Below are 12,248 nucleotides of genomic sequence, written 5' to 3'. Positions count from 1 at the left end.
TAATAACTTGAGCACGCCGAGCAAATTCGGCGTGCCCGCGGCCTTCAGCGCTGAAGCCTCCTTACGCACCTTGATTTTGCTTAACTATCCTTAGCGACGGGGCAGTTCAAGCACGCCTCAAACCCATTTGCACAGCTCACCTTAATTCTGCTGAGGATTACTCGCCGTCAGATTCCACAGTCGGGCGAGCGTGACGCTCCCCGCAGCGCCCCGCCGGACGGGCTCTAAGCACTTGTTTAAGCACACTTTCCAGCTTCCCGCTAAAGTCTAGGCTTTTCGCAACGCCGTGTGCGTACTCACGTCGCGTCCTTCACGGGCGCGTGGGTTGGAACAAACAAACATGAAGCCACTCGTACCAGCCGTCCGCATCGGCTTATTCATGCTCATTGCAGCATTGTCCGCGCAAGCTTCGGCCTATGCGCTGGATGCTCAACTCGACTGCAAGTCGACCGCGCACGCGTTCATCGCGCCGCTTCAGGAAAATCACGCGATAGAAACCACCCCCATGCGCGTGGAGCCCAATTCAATCAACGCGTTTAAACCAACGCGCGATAGTCATCTCACCGCGTTCGACTTCGGCGTGTTCGCGGTGGTTGGGTTCCAGAAAAATGACGCGATTTTCAAGCAGGGCAACGGCGATCCTATCGCCGATTCGGCTTATGGCGCTGTTGTGATCGGCGGGGAAGATTCGGTCAAGCAAAAAGTTCGCGCGGCTGGCAGCGACGCCGTTATTCGTCGCGTCGCGCCTTTTATCACCGCGATCTTCTGCAAGCCCGATTCACCGCAATTGGCCACGGTCACCCACGATTAACACGCGCCCACCAAGCCAAAGGCCGCGCCAACATCGGGTTGGTGCGGCCTTTGGGTGAACAGCGTGGCATTCGAAGCAAGATCAGCGCGACAGCCTAGCGTCCAATATGCGTTTGCAACCGGCGACGCACATCTTCCGGCGTGATCGACGGGCGCGGCAGGTCGCCCGGCGTGCCGGTGTTGATCGACAGCCGCGCGAAACGCACGCCATCGACGTCTTTCGCGTCGAACAACCGGTCGATGATCGAGAGGTCATCGCCGTCCAGCGCCAGCGCGTACCCACACGCCGAAGCGATCCGCGCGAACTCGACGCCTTGCGACACCGTCGCCTGACCGCCGGTCGACTCATGCGCGCCGTTGTCCAGCAGCAAGTGCGTGAGGTTGGCCGGCCCGTAAGCGCCGAGCGTCGCGAACACGCCCATGCGCATCAGCGCGGCGCCGTCGCCGTCGAGCGCTACTACGTTCAGGTCAGGCCGCGACAACGCGAGGCCGAGCGCCATAGGCGTCACGCATCCCATTGATCCAACCAGGTACACCTGGTTCTCGCGGTCATCGATAGCGTAAAGCTCCCGCCCGCAAAATCCCGTCGATGCCAGCACGACCGTCGACTCTTTCGGCGTGTGCGCGATCACGCGCTCCAACGCGTCGTGGCGTGACACACGCTCGCTTGCGCCTTCAAACGACTGGACCTTCGCGCGCTCGGTCAACGCGCGCTGACGCACACCGCTCAAGCCTTTCTTGTTCAACTTGTAGGGCGCGACGCTGCCCTTCTGCATCACCAGCGCGTACGGGCGCCCGGTACTGTCCATATACGCGGTCGCGCGATCGAGCGCGGGTCCGATCGCATCGGCTTCCGTAGGAAACAGCTCCCATGGAATCTCCATGGTGTCGAGCATGGCCGGCGTGACCGGTCCCATCAGCGCGTGCTGCGGTTCATCGGCGACACCCGGTTGACCGCGCCACGTAACGATCAGCAATTGCGGCAGCCTGAACGTCCACGTGAGCGAGGTCAGCGGGCTCACCGCGTTGCCGAGCCCGGAGTTCTGCATCATCGAAATGCCGCGCCGCGCCTTATGCACGCCCGACGCGCCAAGCGCCACGCCCGCGATCAACGCGACGGCGTCGCCCTCATTGGCCGCCGACACGTAATTCAGCGTCTCATCCTGCAGCACGTAATTGATGAACGGCGTCAGGTACGAGCACGGCACGCCCGCGTACCAGTCGAAACCGCGCTCGCGCGCGGCTTCGACAAATTGTGCAGCTTCGATCACGCGCCGGCCTCCGAGGAGCCCGAGCCGTTCGATCCGTACGGCGCCTGACCGTGTGCAAAATCGCCGGCTTGACGCAACTCGTCGAGGTCGTTCACGCCACGCCAATGACCGTGCACGTATTGCACTTCGATCTTTTCGTCCGCGGCCACCAGCGCGTTGAGCAACGCGGCCATGTCAAGCTTGTCGAAGTCATCGCGTTGCTGCAGTTTTTCGAGCATGGCAACCAACCGCTCCCGGCCTGCGCCGCGCACGTTCAGAAGGCCCATCCAGCGGCCTTGCGGCGTCTTTGAATTTGCCGGACCGGCCGAGCTCGTCACGCTTTCCAGCCAGACCTTCTGGCCGAACAACGCGCGATCGTCAGCGGTCGAACAATACGCAAAATCCGTCGATGCCACGCCAGCCGCCGGCGTCTGCGATGAATCCACGACCACGCAAAAATCGCTGTCCGACTCCACCAGATCGCGAAGAATGTAGCTGCGGAACAAGAGGTCGCCGTAGGAGATCACGGTGTCGGCGGTGAACGATTTCGCGGCGCATGCCAGCGACGCCAGTTCGCCCGTTTGCGCGTGCTTCTCGTTCACGACCAGCCGGATCCCCGATGTATCGATGGCATCGGCGCGATAACCGCCCACCACCGTAATGTCGTTGATCCCTTCTTTCTTGAACGCTTCAACCAGACGGCGCAGCAGCGGCTTGCCCGCGATCGGCAGCATGACCTTGGGTTTATCGGCGGTAACGGCTTCCAGCCCCGCGCCCCGGCTTGCCGCCAGCACGACCGCGTTACGCGATGCACTCGCCGACGACAGATACACGCTTTCGGCGGTCGAATATTCTTCGGCGTCCTGGAGACGGAAGATTTCGTTGACCGTCGCCACGCGATCTTCCACGTTCACGAGCGTTTCGCTGCTGTGGATTTCCTTCGCGATCGCCTGCATGGTCGATGCCGCGCCGCGCAGCAAATGGTTCGCCCAGATCACCGTGCTGATGCCAGCCTGGCGGAACACATCGGTCGGCGTGCTGTAGTACTTGGTCGGCACGATCACGAGCGGACCGCGGCCGGCCCATTCGCGCGCAAACGTGAGGATTTCGTCCGGCTTGGACAGCTTGCTGTGAATCAGGATGGCGTCTGCGCCGGCCTGGCGATAAGCCTCCGCGCGCTTCAACGCTTCTTCCATGCCCCAGCCCGCGATCAACGCTTCCACGCGCGCGACGATGGAGAAATTCGGATCGCTCTGCGAGTCCTTGCCGGCCTTGATCTTGCCGCAGAACTCGTCCATCTCGGCGAGCGGCTGACGCTCGCCGTTAAGAAAACTATTGGTCTTAGGAAACTGCTTGTCTTCGATACACACGCCGGCAATGCCGCGCTGCTCCAGCTTCTTCACCAGCCGGCGCACGTTATTGAAGTTGCCGTAGCCGGTGTCGCCATCGAGCAAGATAGGCAGGTCGCTCGCGTCCGCCATGAACTCGAGCGTGTCGACCACCTGGGTCCAGCTCGCTTCGTTGTTGTCGCGTACGCCGAACTGCGCGGAGATCGTGAGACCCGATCCCCAGATCGCCTTGAAACCAGCTTCCTTCACAATGCGCGCGGACAAGCCGTTATGCGCTTCCATCAGGAATTCGAGCTGATTGCTCTGCAGCATCTCGCGCAGGCGAAGGGAGCGGGCATACGCCGCGGGTAGTTGATACGGTGCGTTCATCGTAGGGCTCCTGCAAGCTGACGCAGTTGCGGCAAGACTTCGTCGGCCGCGCGTTTAACGTCGTTCTGAAAATCGATTTCTATCCACGGCGCGCCGGTTACATCGGCCACGTCGAATACCTGGCTGCGTTCCAGCAGCAAATCGCGTACGGCTTCCTCGTGCGGCAGGTTGGCACGGCCCGTCGCTACATACCCGGCGACGAGTTCGGCCAGACGCCGCGCCGCCGTTTCGTCGAAGCGGAAAAATCCGACCGACTCGCCGATCACGTCGAACTGCAAATCCGCCAGCACTTGCTTGCGCAATTCCACCGGCACGCCATTCGCCACGCAAAGCTTCACGGGTTCATCGCCGGCTTCGAAATCACGGTCGATCAACAACCGGTTCACCGGTCCCGCGCCCGCCACCAGCGGTTCGAGAATACGTTCGTCGTAGAGCACGTCGGCGTCCATCAGCAGCACGTCGCCGCCGCGCGTCAGCGCTTCTGCCGCCGTGTGCACGGACAGCACGCTGCCAAGCGAAAACTCGCGGTTCACGACCACTTCCGTATGCGGCTTCCAGTCGATCGCAGCCAATTCAGCTTCCACCTGTTCATGCTTGAAGCCGAGCACAAAGACGATTTCGTCAACGCCCGCCGTCTTCAGCAGTTGCAGATGGCGTTCGAGCAGCGACGACTCGCCGAAACGCAGCAGGCACTTCGGCTTTTGCTGCCCTTCCGGCTGAACCAGGCGCAAACCCATCCCGGCGGCAAGAATAATTGCGCGCATGTTGATCCTATCGGTGATGCTTTATTCGATTTCCGGCACGCGCGCGAGACGACGGCGCTGCCAGCCCTTTTCAGCGAAATGCAGATAAACGATACCCGGCAGGCCGAGCAGCAATTCCCGCGCGCGCTTCGCTAACGAAAGCGCGAGCGCGGCCTCCGGCGGCAAGCCGATCAGACGCGCGAGCAGCAAATAGCCGCCCTCCTGCACACCGAGCGAACCCGGAATGAAGAACGCCGCGCCCCGAATGGCCTGGCCAAGACTTTCCAGCATCAGCGCTTCAGCCCAGCCGACCGGCGAGCCCAGCAAATGCAACGCAAGCCACACCTCGCCGGTGCCCACGATCCAGCCCAGCAGGCTCAGCGCGAAACTCGCGGCGACCGGTCCGGGCTTTTTGTAGAGTTCGAGCACGGCGGTATCCACCGCTTCCGCGCGCGACACCAGCGACGACCAGTCGCGCTTCTTCGAAAAGCGCGCCGCGAATTGCGAGGCAAACCGCGTCGCGCGGGCGAACAAACCCTTGCGCTGCGCGAAGAAGAACCCAACGACCATCAGCGAGCACACCACGATCACGATCAGCACCGGCAGCAGCATGCCCACGCCCGACGCATAACTGCTCAGCAATGCGAGACCGATCATCGCGAAGATCATTTGTCCGACGGATTGCATGGTCGTGCTGACGGTGATGACTGCCGCGGCGTCGCGCGCCCGCATGCCGCGCTGCGAGAGATAACGCACCATCAGCATCGGGCCGCCGATCTGTCCGGCCGGCATCAGGCTATTCACCGATTCACCGGTCCAGCGCGCGAACAGCGCGTCGCGGAAGCTCACATCGCGTTCATGGCGGGGAAAGAGCGTTTCGATAGCCAGCGCGTCGATCACGACAGGCAGCAGATGGAATGCCGCCACCGCGAGCAGGCCCCAACCCGCGGCCGCGAGCGCGGTCGCTACGGAACCGAAGCCCTGCCAGCCCAGCAGCGCGATGAACAACACCACGCCGAGCGACAGGAGGATCGTTCCGGCGCGGCTCATGCGGCGCCGTTCTTCCCGCCTTTGCGGCGGAAAACCTGTCCGAAGCCGAAGTACGCAACCGAGTCCTTCATGTTCGAGATAAACCGCTGCCACGGCCGCATGTTCGGATTCGTGACGTACTCGAATGTCAGCGACACACGGAATTCATTCGCGCGAGCCGGCGTGACGCGATGACGCAGCTTGTCGCCATCGAAGAAAACCAGGCCGCCCGGCGGTATCTGCACCGAACCCGGCTGGTCGGGGATCTCTGGCGAACGCGTGTGCAACTCGTAGTCGAGACGGCACGATGAATCGTCCATCACGCCGAGCAGCAGCGTATAACGGCGGCCTTCGTAGTACGACGTATCGTAGTGCCAGCCGATATGGTCACCCGGCTTCGTATAGAAATACAGCGCGTACGCGTGCGGATCGTCGGCGGGCGACTCCTGGAGCGTGTCGCCGCTGATTTTCTCCAGCCAGCTGATCAGCGCCGGCGACCGGTACAACTCGGCGATGAACGGCGCGAGTTCGTCAATCGCGTGACGGCTGACGCTGCCGCCCTGCTTGTGTCCCGGCAAGTAATTGCGATTGATGGCGGGCATGACCGCGTGGACAGCCGCGACCAGCTTCTCGGTGAACTCGCGCGGCAGAAAGTCGTCCAGATACAGGAACGCGCCCTGGTTATCGAAGGTTTCGTGCAGCTTCGCGGTCTGGCGCTCGGGAGACAGGCGCTGAAGATGCGCGTCCAGGGTTTCGTCGAGAGCATGAAGGCTCTTGCGATCAGCGGGCTTGCCGCCAAACGCACGCGTGGATAGGGAATCGACAGATGAATTCATTGAACAGCCTGCAAATCTTGATCTTGACCATCAGAGTCTTTGTTACGCGCCGTGGCCCGGGCGAAACGCCGCAGCGCGCGTTGGTAATCCACGACAACCCAGACGGCAAATAGCGGAGCACCAATGGAAGCAGCCACCAGGAACGGCGTCATGCCGTTGAGCAGCGTCACCACCGGCAGTAAATACAGGACGTCTTCGGTCTCGAAACCCGCCATGGAGGCCTGCTTCGTGCCGCTCTTGCCCGCCATCGATTCGATCCGCATGCGCAGGAAGAAGATCAGCGCGACGGCGACGCCCGCAATCCCGCCAAGCCATTCGGCCGACACGATCATGGCCGGATGATGCACGTTCACATAAAACCCGAGGCCCACGAACAGCAGCACGGTCACCACGGAATCGCACGCAAGATCGTAAAAATGACCGATTTTGCTCGATTGCCCGCTGATTCGCGCGAGCTCGCCATCTGTATGATCGACGAAATTAGAGAGCGCGATCAGCAAGGCGCCCAGACTGCACGACCAGAAGCTGCCGACCGACAGGTAATAAGCGCCGGCAATGCCAATCAGCAAGCGCAGAGTGGTCAGATGATTCGGTGTAATCGGCGTGCCGATGAGCGGTGTAACGAGGCGCCGAGCGAGCCGCGCATCCCAGGTTGCGGGCTCAGGAACGGCATGGTGTTTAGCGTTGCGGGGTTTGTTCATCCTCGAAATATATCTCGTTTCGAATTTAATTGCATACAAGGGCACTCCGCCATAAACCTGTAAGAAGGCGGATTTTTAATCGAAATTCGAGCGTTTCGCGGACTGCAACAAAGCGGCGGCCGGATCAAACGGCCGGCCTCCATAGCGGTAAATTTTTCTCAGACGGGGCCCAACAACTGCGCCGGCTTGACGGCTATTGCACAGGAACCGGCGTGGGAGCGGGCGCCGGGACAGCGCTCTTCTCGTTTGCTCCCACCGCAACCGGCGCTTCGTTACTGATACCGCCAGTTTTATCGAACGGGATTTTCACCGTGCGCACGGTGCCGTTGCCCAACGGAAAATCCGTGAGCGCGCTGCGCACTAGATAAGGCATGGCCCGGACCAGCGACGATTCGCCGCCTGAATTGCTCGCGGTCACTTTGTACACCTCGCGCCCGCTTTCACGTTCGGTCATGCGGATCTGCAGCGAGTGGACGAAGATCGGGTAGCTTTGGTCGACATAACCCGCCGGTCCCATATCCCACCCTCCCCATCCTCCCCACCCGCCGTAGCCACCCCATCCGTACGGCCGGCCGTACCAGCCGCCGTACATGGGCCATGGATCGTAATAGACGGGCTGGCGCACGGTGACCATGTCGCCGCGAATGGAGTACGACAATTCCACGAGATAACGCGCGCTGGCGTCGGCAACCTGCTTGAACGAATGGGTGGCGAGCTCGTTTGCGGCGAGCACCTCATACGTCTCCTGTTCAATGCTGTTCCGCTGCGGCGCCGAGCGCACGAACGCATAGGTCCGCGTGGCGTCGGTCCCGGACCAGTCGGAGAACGCCGCCACCTGCGTCTGAACATAGGTGGTACAGCCCCCGAGCAGCGCGAACCCGGCGATCAGCACCACGCGCGCCGCACCCTTCAATTCCCCGTACAACCGTCCTAACGTCATGGCCGACCTCATTTGTCTTGTTGATCTTGTTGCGATGTCATGTGTAAAACAGCAACCGCGAAGTGTCGCATGCACCGCACGAAAACCGCCTGATTCCACCTGTTTAAAGACTGTCGCAGACAGGTGAAGTTCGGGAAACAGGCCGTTCGGCCGACCCCGAATCGAGCACACGATCCCGCGAGCCTTTGTACAATGATCCGACACAAGGCCGCCTCGAAAGCAAAGGCACCCGCTCAACTCAATCAGAACCGCCATGTCCAATTCGACCGCACCTGCCGTAATCCGCCGCGCTGACTACACGCCGCCCGCATTCCTGATTGATACCGTCGCGCTCGAATTCGACCTCGTCCCCGAACGCACGGTAGTGCGCAACACCATGCGCCTGCGCCGCAACCCGGACGCCGCGCCTGCGGCGACGCTGGAGTTGCTCGGTGAGCAGATGGAGTTCATTGGCGCAACGCTCGACGGGCGCCCGCATGCGGATGTCCGCGTTACTGAGAACGGTTTGTCGGTGAGCAATATTCCCGACGCGTTCGAATTGACGCTGGAAAGCGTGTGCAACGCTGCCGCGAACACGACCTTGTCGGGCTTGTACGTGTCCGGCGGCAATTTCTTTACGCAATGTGAGGCCGAGGGCTTTCGGCGCATCACCTATTTCCTTGACCGCCCCGATGTCATGGCGACCTACACGGTCACGCTGCGGGCGGACAAGAAAGCGTACCCAGTGCTGTTGTCGAACGGCAACCTGATCGAAGAAGGCGATCTGGAAAATGGCCGGCACTTTGCGCGGTGGGAAGACCCGTTCAAGAAACCAAGCTACCTGTTCGCACTGGTGGCCGGCAAGCTCGTCAAGCTCGAGCAACGCATGAAGACCGGTTCGGGGAAGGAAAAACTGCTGCAGGTCTGGGTCGAACCTCACGATCTCGACAAGACACAACACGCCATGGATTCGCTGGTTCATTCCATCGAATGGGACGAACGCCGCTTTGGGCTGGAGCTCGACCTGGACCGTTTCATGATTGTTGCCGTGAGCGACTTCAACATGGGCGCGATGGAAAACAAGGGCTTGAACATCTTCAATACGAAATACGTGCTCGCGAATCCTGAAACGGCTACGGACGTGGATTTCAGCAACATTGAAGCGGTGGTCGGCCATGAGTACTTCCACAACTGGACGGGCAACCGCGTGACCTGCCGCGACTGGTTCCAGTTGAGCCTGAAGGAAGGGCTGACGGTGTTCCGCGACCAGGAATTCTCCGCCGACATGGCCGCTGGGCTCGAACCAGGCGCAGCCAGCGATGCAGCGCGCGCGACCAAACGGATTGACGACGTTCGCGTGCTGCGCCAGATGCAGTTCGCCGAGGACGCGGGTCCCATGGCGCACCCGGTGCGCCCGGAAAGTTACGTGGAGATCAACAACTTCTACACGATGACCGTCTATGAAAAAGGCTCGGAAGTCGTGCGCATGTATCAGACGCTGCTCGGGCGTGACGGTTTCCGGCGCGGAATGGACTTGTATTTCCAGCGCCACGACGGCCAGGCAGTCACCTGCGACGACTTCCGCCACGCAATGGCCGATGCAAACGGCCGCGACCTGGCGCAATTCGAGCGCTGGTACAGTCAGGCGGGCACGCCGCGGATCACGGTACGCACGCGCTACGACGCAGCCACGAAGCGTTACACGCTGACGCTCACGCAAGGCTACGGCGAAGCGTCCGAGGCCGCGCGCGCAACGCAAAAGGGTCCGCTGCTGATTCCGTTCTCGGTCGGCCTGATCGGCAAGAGCGGCGCTGACCTGCCACTGAAGCTTGAGGGTGAGAAAGAGCCGCAAGGCACTACGCGCGTGCTGGAGTTCACTGAACAGGAACAAACCTTCACGTTCGCCGATGTCGCTGAAGAGCCGTTGCCCTCGTTGCTGCGCAACTTCTCGGCGCCGGTGGTGGTGGATTACGACTACACCAATGAGCAGTTGGCCTTCCTGCTGGCTCATGACAGCGACCCGTTCAATCGATGGGAAGCCGGCCAGCGCCTCGCCACGCGCGAACTGCTTGCGCTGGCGGATCGGGCATCGAAAGGTGAGGAACTGACACTCGACGACCAGGTGGTATCCGCATTCGCCCAGGTACTCGACGACAGCACGCTCACGCCTGCATTCCAGGAACTGGCGCTGATGTTGCCGTCCGAGGGATATCTTGCAGAACAGATGGCTGTGTCGGACCCTGCCGCCGTGCACGCGGCACGTGTGTTCGTTAGTCGCCGCCTCGCCACGGGTCTGCGCGACCGTTGGCTCGCCGTGTACGAAGCGAACCGCACGCCGGGCGAATATCGCGCGACGCCGGACGACGCAGGCAAGCGCGGGCTGAAGAATCTCGCCCTCGCCTACCTGAGCCAGCTCGACGACCCCACCCGCGCCATCGAACTGGCAAGCGCCCAGTACGACGCCGCGGACAACATGACCGACCGGTCGGCCGCGTTGTCCGCGTTGCTGACGGCGGGCGCGTCAGGTTCCGTCGATACCACCGTCGCCGACGCCGCGCTCAGCGATTTCTACCAACGTTTCGAGAAAGAGCCGCTTGTGATCGACAAATGGTTCGCGCTGCAGGCTACGCAACGCGGCGGACCGAAGCGCAATGTGCTCGACATCGTGCGCAAGCTGATGCAACACCCAGCGTTCACGCTGAAAAATCCGAATCGCGCCCGCTCGCTGATTTTCAGTTTCTGCGGTGCGAATCCGGCGCAATTCCACGCCGCCGATGGTTCCGGGTACGCGTTCTGGGCCGAACAGGTCGTGGCGCTCGATGCAATGAACCCTCAGGTGGCTGCGCGCCTTGCTCGCACGCTCGAGCAATGGCGCCGGTACACGCCCGCCTTGAGCGAGAAGGCGCACGCGGCGCTGGAACGGGTAGCGTCGAAGGTGAAATCGCGCGATGTACGCGAGATTGTGGAAAAAGCGCTCGGCTAAGCGTTTAATCCTCTGAGCCTTTGGGCCCCTTCCTCGGGCTCATCGGAAACCGGCGCTTCGGCGCCGGTTTTTTTTATGCTCGCATATCCCGAAAATCAGCCAGTGTGAGACTCGAAGAGACTCGCCGAACCGGTACCCCATTCCTGCGACATCGGGAGACACATTCCGAGCGGGTAGAATCTGAGGCATTCGTCTAACGCTCCCGGAGCCCAACGCAATGTCGACCCCCTCATCCATTTCCCGTCGCACGACGCTGACCAAGTATCTGATCGAGCAGCAGCGGGAACATCAAAACCTTCCCGCCGACCTGCGGCTGTTGATCGAAGTGATCGCACGTGCATGCAAACAGATCGGCTATCAAGTGAGCAAGGGCGCGTTAGGTGAAGCGCTGGGTACCGCCGGCAGCGAGAACGTTCAAGGCGAAGTGCAGAAGAAACTCGACATCCTCTCGAACGAAATCCTGCTCGAAGCCAACGAATGGGGCGGCAACCTGGCCGCGATGGCGTCGGAAGAAATGGAAAAGATCTTCCCCATTCCGAACCGCTATCCGAAGGGCAACTATTTGCTCACGTTCGATCCGCTCGACGGGTCGTCGAATATCGACGTGAACGTGTCTATCGGCACGATCTTTTCAGTGCTTCGATGCCCGGACGGCGCGGAGCCGAGCGAACAGGCATTCATGCAGCCGGGCTCGGCGCAGGTCGCGGCAGGTTATGCGGTCTATGGTCCGCAAACCGTGTTCGTCCTGACCACCGGCCACGGCGTGAACTGCTTCACGCTCGATCGCGAGCTGGGTTCGTGGGTACTCACGCACAGCAACATGCAGATTCCCGCCGACACGCGCGAGTACGCAATCAACGCATCGAATAGCCGTCACTGGTACGGACCGGTGCAAAAGTATGTGAACGAGCTGAACGAAGGCAAGGACGGCCCGCGCAAGGACGACTTCAACATGCGCTGGATCGCGTCGATGGTCGCGGACGTGCACCGCATCCTGAACCGCGGTGGCGTGTTCATGTACCCCGCCGACAAACGCACGCCCGATCGTCCGGGCAAGCTGCGCTTGTTGTACGAAGCGAATCCGATGGCGTTCATCGTCGAACAGGCCGGCGGCGCTGCGACGGACGGCGAGCAGCGCATCCTCGACATCGTTCCGACCAACCTGCATCAGCGCGTGCCGGTGTTCCTCGGATCGAAAAACGAGGTCGAACGCGTGACACGCTATCACTCGGAAATTAATTGACAGTAGGGTGTTGCCA

Annotated in this window: 10 protein-coding genes; 3 read left to right on the top strand and 7 right to left on the bottom strand. The window is 61.4% G+C overall.

The window, feature by feature from the left end:
- Positions 1-340: 340 nt before the first annotated feature.
- Positions 341-811, top strand: coding sequence for a hypothetical protein (locus tag ACSQ8V_RS04525; protein WP_436181028.1), 471 nt, complete (start codon positions 341-343; stop codon positions 809-811).
- A 94-nt stretch (positions 812-905) separates the two neighbouring features.
- Here the strand turns inward: ACSQ8V_RS04525 and aepY are convergent, their stop codons facing one another.
- The 7 genes from aepY to ACSQ8V_RS04490 form a co-directional block, all read right to left on the bottom strand.
- Positions 906-2,081, bottom strand: coding sequence for a phosphonopyruvate decarboxylase (gene aepY, locus ACSQ8V_RS04520; protein WP_436205014.1), 1,176 nt, complete (start codon positions 2,079-2,081; stop codon positions 906-908).
- Complete coding sequence (gene aepX / locus ACSQ8V_RS04515) at positions 2,078-3,778, bottom strand: phosphoenolpyruvate mutase (protein ID WP_213762542.1); 1,701 nt, start codon at positions 3,776-3,778, stop codon at positions 2,078-2,080. The genes aepY and aepX overlap by 4 nt, the downstream gene beginning before the upstream one ends.
- The gene (locus tag ACSQ8V_RS04510) at positions 3,775-4,542 is read right to left on the bottom strand and encodes an NTP transferase domain-containing protein (RefSeq protein WP_213762541.1); all 768 of its coding nucleotides are present in this window, start codon (positions 4,540-4,542) and stop codon (positions 3,775-3,777) included. Before ACSQ8V_RS04510 ends, aepX begins: the two co-directional genes overlap by 4 nt.
- Before the next feature lie 21 nt (positions 4,543-4,563).
- Positions 4,564-5,571, bottom strand: coding sequence for a flippase-like domain-containing protein (locus ACSQ8V_RS04505; protein ID WP_213762540.1), 1,008 nt, complete (start codon positions 5,569-5,571; stop codon positions 4,564-4,566).
- Positions 5,568-6,386, bottom strand: a complete 819-nt coding sequence (locus ACSQ8V_RS04500) for a HalD/BesD family halogenase (protein ID WP_255631179.1) — start codon at positions 6,384-6,386, stop codon at positions 5,568-5,570. Before ACSQ8V_RS04500 ends, ACSQ8V_RS04505 begins: the two co-directional genes overlap by 4 nt.
- Entirely contained in the window at positions 6,383-7,087 is a 705-nt protein-coding gene (locus ACSQ8V_RS04495; RefSeq protein ID WP_213762539.1) for a CDP-alcohol phosphatidyltransferase family protein, read from the bottom strand. The genes ACSQ8V_RS04500 and ACSQ8V_RS04495 overlap by 4 nt, the downstream gene beginning before the upstream one ends.
- 193 nt (positions 7,088-7,280) lie before the next feature.
- The gene (locus ACSQ8V_RS04490; RefSeq protein WP_436205013.1) at positions 7,281-8,027 is read right to left on the bottom strand and encodes a DUF4136 domain-containing protein; all 747 of its coding nucleotides are present in this window, start codon (positions 8,025-8,027) and stop codon (positions 7,281-7,283) included.
- A 253-nt stretch (positions 8,028-8,280) separates the two neighbouring features.
- On the opposite strand from ACSQ8V_RS04490, the gene pepN reads away from it, so the two are divergent.
- Together pepN and ACSQ8V_RS04480 are read left to right on the top strand one after the other, a co-directional pair.
- Positions 8,281-10,989, top strand: a complete 2,709-nt coding sequence (pepN, locus tag ACSQ8V_RS04485) for an aminopeptidase N (protein ID WP_436205012.1) — start codon at positions 8,281-8,283, stop codon at positions 10,987-10,989.
- 217 nt (positions 10,990-11,206) lie between these two features.
- Positions 11,207-12,232 carry a class 1 fructose-bisphosphatase gene (locus ACSQ8V_RS04480; protein WP_436205011.1) on the top strand — a complete coding sequence of 342 codons (1,026 nt, stop codon included), beginning with the start codon at positions 11,207-11,209 and terminating at the stop codon, positions 12,230-12,232.
- The last annotated feature ends 16 nt before the right edge of the window (positions 12,233-12,248 follow it).

It is taken from the genome of Caballeronia sp. LjRoot31 (assembly GCF_964253885.1).
GTDB lineage: Bacteria > Pseudomonadota > Gammaproteobacteria > Burkholderiales > Burkholderiaceae > Caballeronia.
The sequence above is the reverse complement of the archived record's forward strand: the minus strand, read 5'-3'. Positions and strand labels throughout refer to the sequence as shown.